Annotated in this window: 34 protein-coding genes; 6 read left to right on the top strand and 28 right to left on the bottom strand. The window is 40.4% G+C overall.

The features are described from left to right. Positions 1–5: 5 nt before the first annotated feature. The 6 genes from U5907_02465 to U5907_02440 all read left to right on the top strand — a co-directional run bounded on the left by U5907_02465 (position 6) and on the right by U5907_02440 (position 3,170). Positions 6–494 (top strand): hypothetical protein, encoded by a 489-nt coding sequence (locus tag U5907_02465; GenBank protein ID WRQ33520.1) that lies wholly within the window; start codon positions 6–8, stop codon positions 492–494. Between the two features lie 8 nt (positions 495–502). Then, positions 503–763 carry a hypothetical protein gene (locus tag U5907_02460; protein WRQ33519.1) on the top strand — a complete coding sequence of 87 codons (261 nt, stop codon included), beginning with the start codon at positions 503–505 and terminating at the stop codon, positions 761–763. A gap of 52 nt (positions 764–815) precedes the next feature. Beyond that, positions 816–1,253 carry a hypothetical protein gene (locus U5907_02455; GenBank protein WRQ33518.1) on the top strand — a complete coding sequence of 146 codons (438 nt, stop codon included), beginning with the start codon at positions 816–818 and terminating at the stop codon, positions 1,251–1,253. 37 nt (positions 1,254–1,290) lie between these two features. Then, on the top strand, positions 1,291–2,043 hold the full coding sequence (locus U5907_02450; GenBank protein WRQ33517.1) for a hypothetical protein: 753 nt from the start codon (positions 1,291–1,293) through the stop codon (positions 2,041–2,043). A gap of 58 nt (positions 2,044–2,101) precedes the next feature. Then, positions 2,102–2,518: a M23 family metallopeptidase gene (locus U5907_02445; protein WRQ33516.1), complete on the top strand. Its 417-nt coding sequence runs from the start codon at positions 2,102–2,104 to the stop codon at positions 2,516–2,518. Positions 2,519–2,717: 199 nt separating this feature from the next. Beyond that, on the top strand, positions 2,718–3,170 hold the full coding sequence (locus U5907_02440; GenBank protein WRQ33515.1) for a hypothetical protein: 453 nt from the start codon (positions 2,718–2,720) through the stop codon (positions 3,168–3,170). A 134-nt stretch (positions 3,171–3,304) separates the two neighbouring features. On the opposite strand, the gene U5907_02435 is transcribed toward U5907_02440, so the two are convergent. The 28 genes from U5907_02435 to U5907_02300 all read right to left on the bottom strand — a co-directional run bounded on the left by U5907_02435 (position 3,305) and on the right by U5907_02300 (position 18,211). Continuing rightward, positions 3,305–3,736, bottom strand: coding sequence for a hypothetical protein (locus U5907_02435; protein WRQ33514.1), 432 nt, complete (start codon positions 3,734–3,736; stop codon positions 3,305–3,307). Further along, positions 3,733–4,074 (bottom strand): hypothetical protein, encoded by a 342-nt coding sequence (locus U5907_02430; protein ID WRQ33513.1) that lies wholly within the window; start codon positions 4,072–4,074, stop codon positions 3,733–3,735. Before U5907_02430 ends, U5907_02435 begins: the two co-directional genes overlap by 4 nt. A 92-nt stretch (positions 4,075–4,166) precedes the next feature. After that, positions 4,167–4,574: a hypothetical protein gene (locus U5907_02425; protein ID WRQ33512.1), complete on the bottom strand. Its 408-nt coding sequence runs from the start codon at positions 4,572–4,574 to the stop codon at positions 4,167–4,169. Positions 4,575–4,704: 130 nt separating this feature from the next. Beyond that, a complete protein-coding gene (locus tag U5907_02420; protein WRQ33511.1) occupies positions 4,705–4,875 on the bottom strand; it encodes a hypothetical protein in 171 nt (56 codons plus the stop codon). Between the two features lie 38 nt (positions 4,876–4,913). Further along, entirely contained in the window at positions 4,914–5,258 is a 345-nt protein-coding gene (locus U5907_02415; GenBank protein WRQ33510.1) for a hypothetical protein, read from the bottom strand. A 12-nt stretch (positions 5,259–5,270) separates the two neighbouring features. After that, positions 5,271–5,447 carry a hypothetical protein gene (locus U5907_02410; protein WRQ33509.1) on the bottom strand — a complete coding sequence of 59 codons (177 nt, stop codon included), beginning with the start codon at positions 5,445–5,447 and terminating at the stop codon, positions 5,271–5,273. Further along, positions 5,416–5,625, bottom strand: coding sequence for a hypothetical protein (locus tag U5907_02405; GenBank protein ID WRQ33508.1), 210 nt, complete (start codon positions 5,623–5,625; stop codon positions 5,416–5,418). The genes U5907_02410 and U5907_02405 overlap by 32 nt, the downstream gene beginning before the upstream one ends. A gap of 9 nt (positions 5,626–5,634) precedes the next feature. After that, a complete protein-coding gene (locus U5907_02400; GenBank protein ID WRQ33507.1) occupies positions 5,635–6,435 on the bottom strand; it encodes a radical SAM protein in 801 nt (266 codons plus the stop codon). Positions 6,436–6,437: 2 nt separating this feature from the next. Further along, positions 6,438–6,974, bottom strand: coding sequence for a hypothetical protein (locus tag U5907_02395; GenBank protein ID WRQ33506.1), 537 nt, complete (start codon positions 6,972–6,974; stop codon positions 6,438–6,440). Next, positions 6,971–7,222 carry a hypothetical protein gene (locus U5907_02390; protein ID WRQ33505.1) on the bottom strand — a complete coding sequence of 84 codons (252 nt, stop codon included), beginning with the start codon at positions 7,220–7,222 and terminating at the stop codon, positions 6,971–6,973. The genes U5907_02395 and U5907_02390 overlap by 4 nt, the downstream gene beginning before the upstream one ends. Before the next feature lies 1 nt (position 7,223). Further along, positions 7,224–7,715 (bottom strand): hypothetical protein, encoded by a 492-nt coding sequence (locus U5907_02385; protein ID WRQ33504.1) that lies wholly within the window; start codon positions 7,713–7,715, stop codon positions 7,224–7,226. A gap of 24 nt (positions 7,716–7,739) precedes the next feature. Further along, positions 7,740–8,135 (bottom strand): hypothetical protein, encoded by a 396-nt coding sequence (locus tag U5907_02380; GenBank protein ID WRQ33503.1) that lies wholly within the window; start codon positions 8,133–8,135, stop codon positions 7,740–7,742. A 13-nt stretch (positions 8,136–8,148) separates the two neighbouring features. After that, complete coding sequence (locus U5907_02375; protein WRQ33502.1) at positions 8,149–8,331, bottom strand: hypothetical protein; 183 nt, start codon at positions 8,329–8,331, stop codon at positions 8,149–8,151. Further along, the gene (locus tag U5907_02370; protein WRQ33501.1) at positions 8,292–8,924 is read right to left on the bottom strand and encodes a hypothetical protein; all 633 of its coding nucleotides are present in this window, start codon (positions 8,922–8,924) and stop codon (positions 8,292–8,294) included. Before U5907_02370 ends, U5907_02375 begins: the two co-directional genes overlap by 40 nt. Beyond that, the gene (locus U5907_02365) at positions 8,921–10,555 is read right to left on the bottom strand and encodes a DNA cytosine methyltransferase (protein WRQ33500.1); all 1,635 of its coding nucleotides are present in this window, start codon (positions 10,553–10,555) and stop codon (positions 8,921–8,923) included. Before U5907_02365 ends, U5907_02370 begins: the two co-directional genes overlap by 4 nt. A gap of 2 nt (positions 10,556–10,557) precedes the next feature. Further along, entirely contained in the window at positions 10,558–11,244 is a 687-nt protein-coding gene (locus U5907_02360; GenBank protein WRQ33499.1) for a hypothetical protein, read from the bottom strand. 2 nt (positions 11,245–11,246) lie between these two features. Continuing rightward, positions 11,247–11,672 carry a hypothetical protein gene (locus U5907_02355; protein WRQ33498.1) on the bottom strand — a complete coding sequence of 142 codons (426 nt, stop codon included), beginning with the start codon at positions 11,670–11,672 and terminating at the stop codon, positions 11,247–11,249. Beyond that, a complete protein-coding gene (locus tag U5907_02350; GenBank protein WRQ33497.1) occupies positions 11,669–12,229 on the bottom strand; it encodes a hypothetical protein in 561 nt (186 codons plus the stop codon). The genes U5907_02355 and U5907_02350 overlap by 4 nt, the downstream gene beginning before the upstream one ends. 194 nt (positions 12,230–12,423) lie before the next feature. Beyond that, positions 12,424–12,849, bottom strand: coding sequence for a single-stranded DNA-binding protein (locus U5907_02345; GenBank protein ID WRQ33496.1), 426 nt, complete (start codon positions 12,847–12,849; stop codon positions 12,424–12,426). Between the two features lie 120 nt (positions 12,850–12,969). Then, on the bottom strand, positions 12,970–13,635 hold the full coding sequence (locus U5907_02340) for a hypothetical protein (GenBank protein WRQ33495.1): 666 nt from the start codon (positions 13,633–13,635) through the stop codon (positions 12,970–12,972). Beyond that, entirely contained in the window at positions 13,632–14,435 is an 804-nt protein-coding gene (locus U5907_02335) for a hypothetical protein (protein WRQ33494.1), read from the bottom strand. Before U5907_02335 ends, U5907_02340 begins: the two co-directional genes overlap by 4 nt. 53 nt (positions 14,436–14,488) lie before the next feature. After that, positions 14,489–15,226, bottom strand: a complete 738-nt coding sequence (locus U5907_02330) for a hypothetical protein (protein WRQ33493.1) — start codon at positions 15,224–15,226, stop codon at positions 14,489–14,491. A 12-nt stretch (positions 15,227–15,238) separates the two neighbouring features. Beyond that, entirely contained in the window at positions 15,239–15,670 is a 432-nt protein-coding gene (locus U5907_02325; GenBank protein WRQ33492.1) for a hypothetical protein, read from the bottom strand. Between the two features lie 3 nt (positions 15,671–15,673). Then, a complete protein-coding gene (locus tag U5907_02320) occupies positions 15,674–15,949 on the bottom strand; it encodes a hypothetical protein (GenBank protein ID WRQ33491.1) in 276 nt (91 codons plus the stop codon). Between the two features lie 49 nt (positions 15,950–15,998). Beyond that, on the bottom strand, positions 15,999–16,385 hold the full coding sequence (locus tag U5907_02315; protein WRQ33490.1) for a hypothetical protein: 387 nt from the start codon (positions 16,383–16,385) through the stop codon (positions 15,999–16,001). A 1-nt stretch (position 16,386) separates the two neighbouring features. Then, on the bottom strand, positions 16,387–17,121 hold the full coding sequence (locus tag U5907_02310) for an MBL fold metallo-hydrolase (GenBank protein WRQ33489.1): 735 nt from the start codon (positions 17,119–17,121) through the stop codon (positions 16,387–16,389). 3 nt (positions 17,122–17,124) lie between these two features. Further along, positions 17,125–17,295, bottom strand: a complete 171-nt coding sequence (locus U5907_02305; GenBank protein WRQ33488.1) for a hypothetical protein — start codon at positions 17,293–17,295, stop codon at positions 17,125–17,127. 19 nt (positions 17,296–17,314) lie between these two features. After that, on the bottom strand, positions 17,315–18,211 hold the full coding sequence (locus tag U5907_02300; GenBank protein WRQ33487.1) for a recombinase RecT: 897 nt from the start codon (positions 18,209–18,211) through the stop codon (positions 17,315–17,317). Between the last annotated feature and the right edge of the window lies 1 nt (position 18,212).

The following is an 18,212-nucleotide window of genomic DNA, read 5'->3' as shown; positions in this document are numbered from 1 at the left end:
AATATATGAACAAAAAGAATATACTAAGATTAAACGATGCGCTAAACTTATTTAATTATGATAGCGCTCCTATTGATTTGGTTCTAAAAATGATGAAAAATAAGATAGCAATTGAGGACGCTGCAGATAGAATTAGCAGACAACTATCAAAGATTTCAGCAACTCTTAAGCCTAGCAATCTGGAAGAGTTAAAGGCCGAATTACAGGCTCAGTTGTGTCAAGAACGAGTAGACGACAAAATGGTTCTCAATCTACAATCCAGAATAAAAATAGTATCTCAAATATGGAATAACAGGTATAGTGAGGCCGAAAAGGACATACTCATGGAAGAGGAGCCTATCAGTATTGAGTTGCTCACATCAGATGAACTGTATTTATTGTTAAGGCCAAAAAAAGATATTATCGATACAGGCGGGAAGAAAGAGATAGTAGCGCAAAATCGCCTAAGCTCAGAGCATCTAAGCGCACTATCACATATTACAAACACTAATTAATAAATAACATGAAAAATTTTATTTTAAATTTTTTAGAGGCATTTGTCAAAGAGCTTCACGAGTCAAGAACACTGTGGTGCTTTATTATCTCAACCTACATTTCTCTCCTGTTTGGAGTCTTGTTGGAAATTGAATTTGCATTGTTCCCGGCTTTGATGATGGGGTTAATTGTTATTGCATTTACCAAAAGAAACGGCAAACACAATTGGCCAGGCCTGGTTGCAACAATTTTAGGAGGACTCTTAATACAGTTGATTGTAATGCTCTAATTATAAATCTGTGCCTATCCCTAATGGTAGGGTACTTAATTTGAACACTGTTATGGAGACAACAATAACAATCATCTCAATTATAGCTTCGTCGCTATTCGCAGGGACAACAATTTTCCAATTCTTCTCACTTCGATCAATGAAGAAGAAGTTAAGGGCGGAGGCAAACAAGGTAAGCGCGGAAGCAGAACAGGAGGGAGCCAGAGCTGACGGTCTGAACCTTGACAATATCCGGAATCTCCTCGACTTGCAAGGCGAGCAGTTAGTTGCGTCCGAGCAAAGAAATAGGGCCATCTCAATTATTAACGACGAGCTCCGGGCAAAGATGGAGGAATACGATGACGCTCTTACTGAGCTAAAAAATCAGGTAAAAGAAATGGAGAAAAGGCTAAACGAAACACTTGGTCGTGCTGAGTATGCGGAGGAAAATCTATGTATAAACACCGGGTGCAGAGTCAGAAAACCAAAGCTAGGAACTTTTAAGCCTTAAAAATGATAGTACACATTAATTTTTAAACTAAAATAAGATGAGCAAGTATTTTTTTAGAGGGGAGAGCTTAAATATTGTTTTTGCAACCCCAACAGTTGAAGCCCCTGCAGTAAGACAGGAGATAACAGGATACGACATCAAGGCAACAATACAGGGACAGGTTCCCGTCATTGAGGCCATAGACGAGTACACTTTCAGGCTCTTTTTACCAGAGGCGAAGTCTGAGAAGTTAATAACCACATCCTGCCCAATCGTTATCTACATGAGAAAGGATAGCACTACTAAGATTGGAAGAAACTCTGACTTAGTTTGTATAGATCCTAAGTTTGCCCTTCCGGTTGAAGAGCTTGATGATCCTGGCCAAATGGTGCTAAATATGGGAGTGGGAGCAATATCGTTCAACTTGGACCTTAAACAGGTTCCTCTAAGTCCGTTTGAGATGTGGCTTGAAGATAACCCAGATGGCACACAGGCTGAATTCCTTGCTTTCCTACAGAAGCCGGCAAGAGACTTTGCAGAGAATTTTGAAGAGGAAACCTTGGGAGACAGAGAATTGTTGAATAACAAGGTATCTGAGATGCCAGCAGAACCTACTGGGAATGAATACCCTGACTTAATACTTCTAAAGGCTGAGCTAGCAAAGAAACCAGACATAGCTACCCCTGTGCCGGCATCTGCTACAGCATCAGGAAAGGCTGGCCAAATTGTCATTGGAGGTGGGTTTATATACCATTGTGTTGCTGATAATACATGGGAAAGAGCCGCCCTTGTAACTGCTACATGGGAGTAATTTATAATTGACGATGGGGCCTGTTTAAACCATAGGCCCCTACTTAATATTTACGATTATGAAAGTCTGCGAGGGGAGGATAACGAGCAAGTTTGGATATAGAGTTCATCCGGTCACAAAAGTAAAAAGCTCTTTTCACAATGGAGTTGATATTGCGTGTCCCATTGGAACACCTGTTTTTTCTCCCGGTGATTGTGTTGTAGCACAAACTTACGACCACGAAACAGGAGGTAAAACTATAATCCTAAGAGAGATAGCTACTAATGACAGGTTTGGCTTTTGCCACCTTGGGGAGATACTGGTTAGAACCGGAGTAGTTATTAAGAAAGGACACTTGATTGCTAAAAGCGGCAATACCGGAAGATCCACAGGGCCACACTTGCATTTCAGCTATGGAACAGGCGGCTATTGGAAAAATGGCGTTTGCCTTGAATTTAAATATTTGGATCCTACTGCTAAAATTGAAATTAAATAATTATGAAACATAACATTTTGCTTGAAGCGCTTGGTTATAGATATATTTATAACAAGAAAACAGGAGAGGTGCATGACACCAAAAATATTCATCAAAGTTGCCAATTTGAAACTATGCGCAACTGCCACTATATCTCAAAGCGAAAAGCTATGAGAATAATCAAAAAAGATAAGAAGGATGCCTGTAGATGGTGCATGTAATGAAAAAAATAATTTTGTTTATAGTTAGCTTACTCCTAATAGGGTGTAGCCCAAAGCTGATCGAGAGAGTCAGGACTGAGTATATTGAAAAGGAGGTTCTGAGAGATACAACTATTTACGTGCCCATTGAGGGCAATATTCAATACAACAGAGTAAAGGACACAACATCTGTCCTAGAGAATAAGTGGGCAAAAACAACCGCTTCTGTTGATTCTGCGGGGTATTTAAATCACTCCCTAGAAGAGAAGAAGCAGGATGTTCCGTTTAAGGTCCCTTATAAAGACAAAATCATTAAGCAGATTGATAGTGTTGATAGGCCATACCCGGTTAAGGGAGATACGATTATAAGGGAGGTTGTGCCTGAATGGTGTTGGTGGTTACTAGGTATTTTTATTGCTCAGGCAGTGTATTTTGTCATCAGGTTTTATTTAAAGTTTAAAAAACCATTGTAATATGGTTATTGGCCCCGATGGAAAGATTAAAGAAATAACCCGGCAAGAATTGTATCGCTTTTGGCTTAACAATCACTTGTCGGGTTTGATTTCGTTTCCGGAGCTCTACAATCGTTTTGTCAGGAATGGTGTGGTTAAAGCGAAATAGGCGTCACTTGCTTAATAGACTCTTTGGGAATAGGATGTCTGCAAATATAGTGAACTCCGAGCGGGTGCGCCTTGATTGCTGCCTCGTATGATATATATTGCTTGTCCCACTTCTCTTTAAGATAATCAAATTCATCTTCAAGTATTAGGTTTGCAGTATCAATTTTAAGGAGCACTGGATTGTATGTTTTTACCCATTTCAACCCAGCTTGTGTGCCTATTACTAGTTTGGGGTTAGTTGTTAGAAATATGGGTTGCATACCATATTTCTTTGCCAAACGCCGCTTCTGCTCTCTGCTATTTAAAACACATATTCCTCTATTTTTCGTGTCGGGTAATAGCCCCTCTACTAAAATCTTATCAAGGTTTTTGTGCGGTGTTATATGATAAAGGAATTCGGGAATTATTACTGTATTCACTTCCCCTCCTTTTTATACTCTTTGTACGCTTTTATTTGTTGTAATTTTTCTCTACTGAATTTCTCAGCCTGCTCTCTGGTTAGTTGTCTTGCAAGTTTCTTAGATCCAAGTTTCTTACCACATCTCTTACATGAGTATACAAAATACGGATCGTACCTGTGCTTTATCAGCTTGATGTGAGTTTTGTCGTGATTCTTGATTATTTTCTCTTGCTGGTAAACCATGTATCTAGCCATAACATCATGGCCAAAAAACCTGCATACAATAGGTTTAAGCCAATCATATAAGTATATGTGGCTTTGAATTTTTTCAATTAACTTTTTTAAATTTTCTTTCATAGTTACTGTTGTTCTTATATCAAAAACAAAGGCGACCTGGTTAAACATATACACAAAACTTAACAATAATTTTGGCCGCCCTTGCTCTTTAGTTAATCACTAGATACTTTTGTTTTATTTTTCCATTTTCTTACTACATCGCAACATTCGGCGATCCATCCAACAATATATTCAAATGGTTCATGTGGGGCTATATCGGCTCCAATGTGTTTAAAGAGGTTCTTCGCTGCATGAACAGATTCATGTGCGATAACCTTGCTTGTCATACTAATTTTGCTTCTGAAATATAGCAAAGTGCCGTATTCTTTCTTATCCTTACTCATTACAGTCATGGTAAACGCATGGGCTTTGTGATTGTCCTCTTCTATAAACACGATTTCACTCTTATCTTCCTCAGTGAATGTCTCAGATATGAATTGCGGTGTTTTATTAATCGCAACCCATATTGTATAAGGGTAAATGGGTTGTTCAAACTTATGGATTTGGATTGGCTTACTCATAATTCAATTTCTTTCCAATGGGTAAAAACTTTTTTAAGATACTCAAGAGATAATTGGTCATCAATTACAAGAATGGCATAGTCATTTTTTTCTTTCTCGTTTTTTGCATAAATAGGGTACTCATTTTCTCTTATATCAGGCAATCTTTCCTCAACTGGAATCCACCTTGTTTTTCTTGCCAGTGGTTGTCCATAAATTCTGCCCCTTTTTTGAAGCACTCAATTGGACTATCTGCATTGTGTTGACCAGTTCCGTAATCAACTAATTCAATGGCTGCATTAATTATTTCTTCTGTTGTCATAATAGTTTTGTTTGTAAGTATGTTTTAAACGACCCTAATCAGTCCAAGCCAATCAGCTTAGACAAGGCCCAATATTCGGGATTAAATGTTGCTGTAATTGCGGGAATAATAAAAGCAAGCGAAAGAGCGAGGAAAATTAATGCAAATAAAATCCCAATTCCAATTCCGACCTTCTCTGGATCATTATTTACCTTCTCCGCTCTCTGAATACGATATCCAAGCCATATGCTAACGATTGCTAGTAAAATGAATATTCCTCCTGCAACAAAATTTGTTATTGCAGCTATCTTCGCCTGTGCAACTAGGATTCCCCAAGTTGCCTCTGTTGTTTCGCCTAGTTGGGCAGCCAGTTTTTCAATCAAAATAGTTAGTTTCTCTTCCATTGTTTTATAGTGTTATTCTGTCCCATAAACTTCAGCGTCCTCAAGAAACCAGTTTCTTGATTCGTCCCCAAAGGTTTTCATTAATTGCAAGTCTCTCTCTGCCTGAGAGAAGTCTTTCTCCATATAAACCCTGATAGGCATAGGTTTCCTTCCGTCTCTATAATCTGTTATTAATACTTTTGCGTTCATTGTTATAAGTGTTTTTATTGTGTTTAGCCATTATTTTGGCATGATGGATATTAATTGCTTTAGTTGCCTCTCCCAGGCTTGTATATGCTTTGTCTAGGTTTACCCACCAGAACATCCATTTTTTCTGAGGCTGATATACATTTATAGCTGTTCGCTTTACTCGGTATTTGGTTTTCATTGGTTATTATTATTGATTAAAAATGTTGTAGTCTTTTGAAACGAAATTTTCTCCAAGCATTCCGGGTGCATACCGAGTCAGCTTTTGCAGGGACTCCTTGAGATATATTTTAGGCTCTTCCGCTATCTCACTTAATCGCTCAACGAATGTCTGCGCATCAATTATATCGTACTTTTTCCCACTTTCTAACCCCACCTTGTACAAGTCGCAAAACCCTTTTGTTTGTTGAACCATTTTAAAACTGCTCTTGAAATCAATTATCGGCTCAATGGAAGCAAAGGTTTTAAATCCAGCATCATGTAGCTTTTTCATTGCTTCAATACGCTCCTGGTTGGTTGACGCACATAGCTCAAGCTCATCATGGCCGGTAAGGGTGAAACCAAAAGCGTACATATTATGCATATTTACCGGCAATCTTGGTAATAGGCAATCTATCCAGTCTGCTCGCTTGGTTAGTATTTTAACGGGAACACGAAAGTCTGTTGCCATATCAATAGCGTATTCGGTAAGTCCTATTGTCTCCGGCAACATCGGATCGGTTGTGAAACTGAAAAACAGGCCATGTTTTTGCAGCTCCGGAAGGTTCGCTTGGAGTTCTTTATTAAATACTTCTATTGCATGTTTTTCGTCTTTGAAACACTTCTTTAATGTCGGCTTATCACCCCCCAGGATCTTCGCCCCCCTGCCTTTTTTCAAATAGCAGTAAGTACAGCCGTTTGAGCAGCCAACATAAAAATTGCAGGCCCATTTCGCATACTCAGCAGCTTTGCCTTTTGGCTGATAAATTGCTTTTCCGTTGTAGTTCTTCATGATTATTTCAGTTTTGGTTGTACTTTAATCCTTATTGGTAACTCAGCATAATTCCACGCTAATAGAGCAGAATCCCTTGTCTCCTGATTGCTTTTTTTAGGGAATTCAGGTATGAACTGCTCAATCTCGCCTTGCGTAATCTTGCCATCAGGCCCGCTCCAACACTTGCGTAAAGGGTATATCTCCACCACTTCAACACCGTGATATTTGAGCATCTCAACTATCTTTCTGCCTGTTTCCTGATTTCTTGCTACTCCAGCTCCTTTTGCAGCAGCTACTCTTTTTGAGTCCTTTTCTTTAATGTGCCAATTGTAGGAGTTTCCGGATGCGCTCTCTTTTAGCCAAGAAGCCTCAATAACTACTATTAACGGCGTTTCTAACACGCTTCGAAATGTGTATTCTCTTGTTACATAGTTTATCAGCTCCGGGAATTTCATTACTTCACATCGAATGAGCTTCCTGCCCTCAACATCAAGGTTAGCAACCCCGGAGGCCTTTGCATCCGGGTCTATGCCTATTATGTACTTGTACTTTTTCATCGGGTTTGTATAAATAGTTCTCTGTGCCAATCTGATGAGCAAAGAGCTTGACGAAGAATCTCTCCGTGGTACTTTTTACATATATTCAGTCTCTTTGCGACAAGGTCGGCAGGGATTTCTCTGAGATAGCAGTCTAGGACAAATTCATACCTTGCGTATTCAATTGTCTTGTTGTTGCGGAACCTCTGTGAGATCTCCCCCCTTTTAATTTTAAACTCATTTTCTACATCTTTCAGGATTCTATTCATCCTAATCTTCAAAATTGTTGTCCTGAACCAACTGTTCTTTTTTTGCGACTTTTTCATAATGCTTGTTTATTAGTTGTGTTATTTTAATTGCATCTGCTCTAAACCTCTTATCGTTTTCAATAAATGCTTTGTATCTGGATAGGTGATAAATTATCGCGACATGACTAAACCCCTCGAACATTTCTGCAATTCCATAAAGTGACTGGAAAATTCCCCTTTGCCATGTTTCGTAAATAAGTATTGTTTTAGCATCTACTATTGGCCCCTTTCTTCCCCTCTTGATAATTACTCCATCTTCAAACCCAAAGTATCTAGTAACTATCTTATCAATTGCCTTAAATGATGCGACACATGTTATTGGGTTGTGATTATAAAACGGTCCCTCGTATGCATAATCAGCCTCTAAAACCGCCATTCTAAGATTGCGATATACTTCCTTGGGTATTTTATTCCTGTACTTCTGTAATGCTTTCAATGTAGCTCTCGTTCCCATGCCTCTCACCTCGTTTATAATTATCTATCTGCCCTTCCAGTTTACTGAATCAGTCTTTGGTAGCGACTGATTACTCAACCTGTGCTCTAGCTCTCCGTTGATAGCATTGCGTGTGTCGTCAATCAGACGGTTTGTAGTCTTGTAGATCATCCTCACTAGGTCCCTGCGGGTGACTGAGGCAATAACACTTTCTTGGATTATTGATACCCCTGAAATCTTCTTTCCAATCTCCACCTCTAGAATAACCCTACTATCACGGCGTATTGTTAATGATACCTTGACTGTTCCGTGATACATTCTCATTTCAAAGTATGCAAATACCGGCTCCCTACATTCGGAAAGTTTGTCCTCAAATCCACACTCCCTTAGTGCCTTATATAGAGGAGCTAAATCAATCGTTTGTACTTCTTTTGTGTTCATAGTTGTGTTTGTGTTAAAATAATCTTAGTTGTGATGTATATGTTTCAAATCTCTTCACTGAGTCTTTAAAGTATTTCTCATCTTTTTCAAATCCCATAAAAGGAACTCCTGCCTTGTGAGCTGCAATTCTGCTTGAACCGCTTCCAAGATGAGTGTCTAAAATACCCCCCCCATTAAGTATTTGGAAATCAGCCATTCATATAATTTAATGGGTTTTTGTGTTGGGTGAATCTTTTTCTCATTGTTCAATCCTCCTGTGTTTGAATAGCGAAACATTGCAGTTGGTTTATCAAATGAGGTCCAGGCAAGTTCAAACTGAGAGAAATTATCCCGTGGTTGAAGTTTATCCCAACATATCATGCACCTTGTCGGAGGTAGTGAAAAATAGTTTCCTCCCCAAATAATTTGATTCTCCGATATCGACATGAGCGAAGAGAAGTATTCTGGTGTCGGTGGCTCGCTATCCCAACTGCAATCAGAATTTACAAGAGTTGAATTCTTCATGTGTCCTCCTCCTGAATTAAGTCTTCCCCTTTTAATCTTAACCGCTGTGCTTTCTCCGGGATATTGACCTTTCCCTTTGCGGTTAGGGTTGTGTCCCATTTGCATACTTGGCGCATTAATTCCATACGGAGGATCCACTATTGCAAGAGAGAAATAATTTTCAGGCATCTGCTTCATACCATCCATGCAGTCCATTAGGTACACAACAGAGCTTACTCCCTTGTCTGAAATGAACAGATGTTTCTGCTTAAAGCCTTGTATGATGTCTACTTCAATCATAGTCATATAGCCACTTTTTCAAGTTCATATTTGTAAATATCCTCTGCTAGGGCGGCACATAAAGCTCTTGACATATTCACCTCAACAGCGTTGCCGATGTACTTTTTCTGTTCCGCCTGCGTTCCGATAAGTTTGTAGGTCTTCGGAAAGCCCATAATCTGTTTCAGTTCAGGAATTTTCAACATACGCATCTTAATATCAATGATTCCGTACAGAGCCATAAACTCTTTGATTCTTACCATTGCCGGAGTATCGGTTTCAAAAACTTTAATGTAAAGCTCATTGCCATCTGCAAGGGTAGTATTCATCAGATAGTGCCACTTTCTGTTCGCTGTAATCACTTGTGATGGTTCGTCAACAGATGCTCCAACATTATTGAAGTTGGTGTTCATTATCCAAGGTTTCAGGGTGACAAGGTTATGCTTTGGACTTGTGGTAACAGTACCGGCCGGAGTGTCAATCGGAGCAGGGCTGCCATTTCCGTACTGCATATCAAGAAACTGAGGCGTAGCAAGTGCGAGGCGGTCCTTTGTGAGCAAAGTGGGACAAGGTGCATTGATATCTTTCCCTGCATCTTTGAAGTTGTACGAATAGAGAAATTGGGAGGATATCAAAGCCAGTCTGTCTTTTGTGGTAACAACAGGAGACGGACTTTCAATATCAGAAACATTGTCTCCATTTCCGTAATATGCAGAAAGGAAATTTGCTGAAACAATCCCTAGTCTCCCTTGACATGAAATAACCGGAGATGGTTCCTCAATGCTCGGGGGAATATGCTTACCTGTCTTTCCATTTATTGAGTTATACTTCAATATCCACTTATCCTTTCCGCCCGCAACAAACTTTATCAGCCCGGCATAGATTCTCTCCAGAGTCTTCTCGGAAAGAGGTTTTTTCCGGGTGAATATTGACTCTCCCTCGTCTTTGAGGTCAAGGACCTCCTTCACTGCTTTCCATCTCTCTAAACGACCAAAAAGACCTCCTCCTGTTACAACCTTTGCATGAGTGGGTTCCGGCCACGAGATAGGAAGTCCTTTCTTTGCAAATTGTCCGAAATATCTTTTTCTTGCTGTGTAGGCTCCATAGTCAGCAGAGTTGCAAATCTTCCAATCGTAGCTATATCCGTATTTGCAGATGTTTTTTACCCAACGGAGATAGCTCCTCCCACGATCCATAGAGATGGGTTTCCCGTTCTCGTCCACATCGCCCCAGCTCATAAACTCCTCTACATTCTCAATGTGTACAAAATCGGGGTCAATGGCATCAATATATCTGAACAGGTGTTCAGCAAGTGTCCTGGAGTCTGCATCCCTTGATTGTCCGCCTTTAGCCTTGCTGAAGTTCGTACATTCCAAACTGGCCCATAATACCACAAGAGCTTCAGGATATTTCACCCTCATTGCGTTCAGGTGAGTAACCATAGGGGAGAGTTCAAGGGTGCGAATATCCTCGGTAAAATGTAGTGTTTCCGGGTGATTTTCGGAATGTGACAGAATTGCGTTTATGTCGTGATTGACACAAGCGACAACTCTCGCACACTTTTGGCCGTTCACCTGTGTAAACTCAACCCCCGTAGATGTTCCGCCTGCTCCTGAGAAGAGGTCAATGTATAGTAATTTGATGTTTTCTTGGTTCATTATTACTCCTGAATTAATTTAAAGTCATACACCCATACGAAAGGGTTTCTCTCCCAAGTGCCCTTTCCGCTTATGTTGTTGATGAGGGCTGCATAGGCTCTTTGAGGAGTAGGGTAGACTATGTTATTAATCTCATTCACAAACAAAAGACCTCCAGTCATAGTATGAATGCCCTCTTTCATACAATCCCCCGCTGAAATGTCTTGCAACCTCTCTGCTCTGACTGCTGTAATCTCAATGAAGTAACGAGCTGCCCATTGAGGCATGAAGAGTTTGTTTTTCCATTCACCACACGCAGGGAAATTATCAAGAGTCCAGTTTGTGCTAACAGGCTTTTTGATTGTATTTAATTGATAATAGTCTCCGTTCTCATCCTTTCTAATCAAATAGAAAGCTGCATTATCAAATCTATATGCAATTAGAGGGCTTCCATACTCATCACAAGTTTCAGCATACGGCTCTTTCAAATAAACCTTTTCGCCTACCTTGTATTTTGGATTAACAGGAATGAGATTTTCCCCGCACCATTCATTATCATCTGTTTGCCAAATGTCTATTATGTCTCTACTTACGCAGTCTCTTTCTACCTGAAAATATCCTGTTCTCGACACAATAATTCTTCTCGTTTGAGTCTTTTCCCCTTTCACTACCTTGTGAAATAAGGGTTCTATAAAACATATTCCTTTCATAGTTATTTCTCTTCAAGATTAATCTCTAATTCTTCACCCGTCAAAGCGAAATAGAGGTTTTGGAGTTGGTGGAGGTATTCTAATTTTAGAAAAAAGGGAATATTTCCGGCTCTGTATTCCCAACAAAATTGCTTCTGAAACTCTCCAAGAACCTGAGGTTTTGTTAAAACAAAGTCTGTTATCATTCCTCCTGCCTTGATATCAATACCAACATATCCGTTTTTATAAGCTTTATCTGAAAATCCGCAATATTCAAGCAATTCGAGTGTAAGCGGAATAGGCTCGTGAGACTTTAAGTAGTTTTCATCGTCCTGCATAATCCTTAAGTCCGCTCCGTTAATCGTGCAGTAATATCTTACTGGCTCGTTATTGTCATTTTCGCTGTTGTAGAACACTATGTTCCCTATTCTTAATTCAGTTGCTTTCATAATTCCTTTCTCTTGAAAAATTCATCCTTATTGACTAATATTAAAACGGGAGTTACCTTGCCAGACAATAAGTCAATCATAGCCTGCTCATCAACACCCACAGAGACCTTTCCTCCCTGCTTTATTTTATCAGCAGAGATAAAAGCATTGCTCACTCTAACGAGCCCCGTGCTGTTCTTCACATCATCGAGATTCATCTCGTCTAAAATCTCAAACACCCGTTTTTTAAGAGGCTTTATTGGTAGCGACTCCTTTGTTCTTGTTTCCTCGCCCTCCTCTTTTAACGCCTGCAATCTGTCAATCTCTGCCGCAATCAACGCTCCTGCTTTCTGCAGTTCCCGTATGCGGTCATTAGGACTAGGCTTCCAGTAATTAACCCATGGCCAGTGAGACGGAGGTAGTTCTGCTGGCCTAAGATCTGGGGTCATGGCGTAGCAAGACGCCGCAAGTGCCAACTCTCCTATTGCGTGCTCCTCTTTATCGCGCTCCACTGTCCATCCCTCAACTTCAATTTGTCTTTGCCTTTCCTCGGCAATAAGTTCAATTCCTGTTTTCATAGTTCAATTCTTTTACAATTTTCATGGTCTAATAACTTGGCATCCGTAGTGTAAGGGCATCGGCAGAGGATGAATCGTGTTGTGTCGTATTTCCCGTTGACAACAGGGTGGGAGTATTCTCCAAAATATAATTTGCAGTCCCGACAGAAGTACTCTCTTTTGCTTTCGGCCCTAATTGGTTTCTTCGCCATTTCCTACATTGGCAGATCATCAATTCCGTCTGATGAATTATTACCAGGGAATATCTCTACGGTTCTTATTTCATCCGAGGCCTGTTGTGTTGGAACTACCTGCTCTTGCTTCTGTCCTCCGCATAGGTAAACATCAAAAGCACTAATATTAAACCCTGCTCTCCATGCACCATTTCTATCTTGGTACACATTCACCCTTTCTCTTCCAATAACTGTTACCATTGTCCCCTTAAGAAGTCGCGACAACCTGTTTCCTCCATTGCCATATAGGGTTACATTGTACCAAACAGCTTCTTTTACCGGCTCTCCGCTTGCAGACTTTCCAATTACCTCGTCTCTAGCCACAGACATAGAAACGAATTGCCTTCCATTAATCTCTTTTAAAACGGCATCTGAGCCTAGTCTTCCAATTATCGTTGCGTAATGCATGATTGTGTGTTGTTAAGTTTTTATTTATAGTTTGTTTTGTTTCTTTTTCCTATACAGTATATGGCTACAAGCCCGGCGAGGCATATTAGAGAGATAATCCCTAGTCTTACAGCCTCTTTGTCAATCTCGCTCATTTTCAAATATGTTTTTAACTGATTGTTTTTTCATCCGAATAAAGAACCCTCCAACTGTTTCACTGATATTCATCTTGCCAACTCTTACCAAGTATCTCTTCATTGCTCCGCCTAGGTCTTGGATGTTGTAATGCTCTGCTATCACACTGCCCATCGTTCCCGCACTGGCTTGATATGGTCCAGCAAGGAATAGTTGATAGGATGCCTGTATGTTATTCTTGATTATCTCCTCTTTCTCGTATTCTGTTAGCGAGGAAGTTGGCGCTATCTGCCTTGAAGCAGAAAGTCGCTTAGCGTTATTAATTGCTTCTGCTCTTTCCGGAGAAAAGTAATAGCAACTCAACCATGTGTAAAAAGTCTTATAATTCAACCCAAAGGTCTTTTCTTGAAAATCGCCCTTTAGTCCACACATGAAAGCATATCCTATCTCTCCTGAGTGGAGTTCGCTGAATTCATTGCGAAGATCTGAAAGCAAAGTGCTTGAAAATATTCCAATCTCTTCTTTGAGTTGCTGTTTGTCATACCCCTTAGCGGCTCCGGAAAGGGTGAAAATCCTTAGCATAGCCGATGTTACCACCTCCATCATACTGGCAGTGCTTAGGTCTTTCAGTTTGTCAGTTTTAAGTACTTCTATGATGTCCGTTGCTCTCATTGTTTTCCGTTTAGTTCGTTGAATATTTCTTGTACCTGTACGATTGATGTCCCGCGCTGCTGAGACTGAGATGTGGGTCTAGCAAATGACCTATCCCATGCCAACGAGTTAGTGGCGGCTGCTTTCCAATTAGTCATTTTGTTTTTACCTACAAACCAGTTTTTGCTTTCGTAGAAATTTATAAACCGGGTTGCGAGCATTGTCAACTCCTCAGCCTTAAACTGTCCCTTGAGAGAAATATAGCTCTCTACCTCTTGCTGAGTAGGTGGCTTGAACCTGGCAGAGCGCTTCCCCCCCTTACCCCCTTTAGATAAATTATTTTCATATTCATTTTCATATTCATTTTCATATTCATTTTCATATTCAGTGTTTGCTGCATTATTTGCTACATTGTTTGCTTGTTCTTTTGCTCTAGCAAACCGAGTTTTAACACCACCTTTAGACCCGGCCTTTGCTCTTTGTTCACTTATATAATTGTCTCTAATCATGCGTTTTTGACAAAGGGAGCCATCTTCAATATAGCAAACACCCTCTGTTGTTAGTTCACATAGAGCTGCATAGATCTCCTCTTGAGAAAACGGCAAATTCTTAACAAGTTGCGAAGCTAAATCCAAGCAAAAGTTGTCGTGTTGCTGGAACTTTTGCCGTAGCAAAATTTTACCATATTGCTCCGACTTATGCATAAGGCACATGATTTTAATGTATATGCCCTGAGTGGCTGTACTGCACATATTAAGCTTCTCATCGGTCAGATAATCCTGAACATATAGTGGTAAATATGGTTGGTCTCTTAGTGCCATCGTGGTTTAGTATTAAACCCTCCCTTCTTTCAGAGAGGGTTTTTTGTTGTTGTTTATACTTCAATGATTGTAATCCCGAGGTTGAGGGCTCTTATTCCCGCAAGTTCCTGGTCAATTACCTCATTTCTGATTTCCTCTATTGCCTGATTAGCACCTGGAGATAGAAGTGTGAATGACACATCCCGACCATCAATATCTGCGAAAGTCTCTATTTCAAGAGTCTCAACGGATCCGCCCTTGATAATGGGAACTTTAAGAGTAAAGGCCGCTGGTATGTTGGATTCTACAACCTGTTCAAAGTTGTCTGTCTTGCTACCATTCTCTCTCAAAGAAGTCTCAATACTACTGTTGACTTTGCCATTGAAGTTCATGAGTTCTTTTACAAGTCTCATGTTATCTTCCTTACTGGCGAAGAAAGCCCTGTTCATCTTGCAGAACAGTCCTAGCTTAGCAGGAGTCCAGGATTTGCCTGTGTTGATACCAAAGGCTTGAAAAGATGGGTGAACCTCAACCTTGCCAACTATCTGACATTTCTCGTAGTGGTTGTCCTCATTGACAATGAGAGTTATTGTCATATTCTCCCGATCAACAAGAATGTGAGACTTGGGAACATGGATTTTTCTTGTTTCAAGAAATGTTTTTACAGAACCTATTACTCCGCTTATAGATAGTGCTAAAGGAGCTTTTACCGGAACCTCGTTTGGCTCGTCAAGTTGCCTGATAATCAACTCGGCCTTCTCTGTGCCGGGTGCTAGTGTGATGTTAAATTTGTTTTCGTTATTGTTGTTCATTGTTAGTATTAATTAGTCATTAGTACCTTCTTTCTTGAATCGGAAAATATTTCCTTGTAATTCGTCCGCTCTAGCTCTTCTTTGACCCACGAGCTTGCCTTCTTGGTTGTAATAGGCAATTATCTTCTGGTCTTCGTATAAGAACTTAAAGCACTCCTCCTCTTTGAAAATTGACTTTTCTTTAATGAGGGATAGTAGTCTTCCGTACTCTCCGGATATTGGCTTAATTTTCGCCTTAATCTCGTCTGTAATCCTCTTTTTCTCATCCTCAAGACGAGAGAGTTCAATTGCCACATCTGAGAGCTGTGTGCGACAATCGTCAAGTTCTTCCTGAGTCAGGTCCTGATGGTAGCCGTATCTCTCAACTCCGGAGCAGTTTGCCTCAAGCATCTGCTTGACTTCAATAGGGTTTTTCGCTCCCCTTGCAAGATCTTTTTCAATCATAGCTTACAACATTTCTAGAAGTATGTTAATGAGCCGGTGTACTTCGTCCTGCCTTTTTCGTGTCCTGTAAATAATGCGCTGAGCCTCTGGGAAAAGCCCAGTTGCATTAGAGTTTGCCTCCTCTGGATCGCCGGGAGCAAGAGATAGACATCCGTTGTCAAATCTTGCGACAGCGTCTCTGAGCTTATCCTCCATAACCGATGCGCACTCAAGCATTTCACTAAGGCCTCCCATCAACCTAGTGCTATTGCTTTCTCTTGTTGTTTCTGCGTTTTTCATTTTAATAATTTGTTTTAATTAATTTAATTGTTAGTGTTTTATATATCGCCTATATTCCGGCTTGTAATTCAGCCTTCGCCTTGGATACAAGTGTTCTGCACCAGTCTAATTGATGGGTGCACGCCCTATTCAGTCTCTCAGTCCAGTTGTATAGGTATCGTTGGTCTGCTGAATAGGCTTCTACAAGGCTGTTTTGAGCTGTTGCGGACAATTTCAGGTCTTCCCTTAATAAGTCAATTACTCTCTCTGCTGACTGCTTCTGATGGATGTTCATCCAATATTTTGCGTCTGCAGTCATTTTCCCACTTCTTGCCAGGTATGATGAAAGCTGATTTCCTCTCTCAACTACAATGTTGATATCCTCCGGGATTTCGCTCTCTAGAAAATCTTGCAGGGCCTGAGCCTCTTGCAGTAGGTCGTCATACGATGTTATCATATCAGAAAGGTTTTGAGAGTAATTCAATTTCTAAACCTGATGATGCGGCTCTTGTCACAATCCCTGTTAATGCCCTTACTTCTTCAACGAATCTCTTCTCGTCCGAATTGTCACTAGAGAGATGGATGAGAGTTATGGTTTTAACATTAGATAGGTCGTGAGCAGAGAGTAGCTTCTTTGTTGTCTGCAACTCCATGTGCGAGTAGCGCAATCTTCTTTTCATGCCATTATTAGTCCTCCCAGAACCAATATTTTTATCAAGTATATCTGTTGAGTAGTTTGCCTCAATGAGTATATGAGACAGGTCTGTAAATTGATAGTCACAGGTAAACGTGTCGGTTAAAAAAAGGATATTACCGGTTTCACTATGATTAATCAAAAAACCAAGAGTAGGAACATCGTGAGCAACAGGGAATGGGTAAACCTTAAATTGTCCAACCGCAAATCCCTTCTCAGGGATAATTATTTTTGCTCTACGATGCTCAATACCCTTGGCTTCAAATACAGAGCTATGCGCATATACATCAACTCCAGCCTTCAACATGCCCTCAACACTTCTCGCATGATCGTTATGAAGATGAGAAACAATACACCCGGCAACCTTATTTAGGTTAAAGCCAATGACCTTTTTTATATCGGTCATTCTTAAGCCAACCTCTATAATAAGAGCCTCTGAATCGGATTGAAGTATGTAGCAATTTCCGGCTGACGAGCTACCGAGTATATTTAATTTCATTTTCTAGTTGTTAAAGAAGATTACACCTATGGATCCTGGTTCTTTTTCGCACTCAATCTCCTCAACGCTTGTTATTTCGATTGGAGCATTGTCTTCGCGACTCGCATCCGCAAGAATTATTTCTACATTCTCAGGCAGGGTCATTAATAAATTTATAAGATCGTTCCGCTTCATGTGTATTTGTATTTTTTGATTAGCCAAAATTGGGTTTTTCTGGTTCGGACTGAGTGGGTTGTCCCTCCTCTGTATACTCAATGCTTTTAGTGTTAATTACCTTACTCCCTGCTTCGTTCAGTCTGTTAGTACGAGGTTCGTCTTCATAATCATAGTCCCTATCCTCGACAATAGCCTGTTGCATCTCAATAGAGAGGTAGCCATATTTTGAAAGCAGGTTCCTAGTGACAGTTTTTAAAGCCATAGAGGTAAAATCTCCGGTCCATCCAACCGAACCGCCGCTAACTCCCGAAGTGCCAAGGGCTATGAGCTTTTCAACAGTGATATCTGTGCTATACTTAATTGTAGGGGCGTACTTCTTAGCATATGCGGCCATCTTTTCAACCGGCATATACAGGGTCTTTGAGAAACCATTCAGCAATTCAAAATAGCAGAAGTAACCAATGATCTTGTCTGATATGGCTTCTCCGGATAGGTCAATTTCCCCGGTGAGTTTATTTTTCACTCCAAGTTCTCCCTCGTACACAACATCTGCGTTGATGTGCTTGTACTGACCGGTTCTCATTGCTAGTTGTATTAAACCTTTATAGCCCACAATGAAGGTTGGAGTAGGGACTGATGTATAGGTGTTGTCGGGATTTTTGACGCTTATATTGAATGGAATTATATATGCAAATCCCAGAGCCTTATTTATAGGGAGTTTTAGCACAGCAGCCTTCAGGGCCTCCATGATAACAGCCTTAGGGTCGCAAGCCTGTAATTTATTATCTCCCACATAAAGATCAATGAGAGAAGCAGTGAACGGTCCTGCGTTTTTATCAAGAGCGTTTTTAAACTGTTCTTGAACAGATTGTGCGCTCATAGCCTCTTTGATTATGTCAGCGCGTGTTTTTTTTATTGGTGTGTTTTCTGCCATG

The sequence above is a fragment of the Bacteroidales bacterium MB20-C3-3 genome, from assembly GCA_035609245.1.
Taxonomy (GTDB): domain Bacteria; phylum Bacteroidota; class Bacteroidia; order Bacteroidales; family UBA932; genus Bact-08.
Note: the sequence above shows the minus strand (reverse complement) of the source record. Positions and strands in the feature narration are given on the sequence as shown.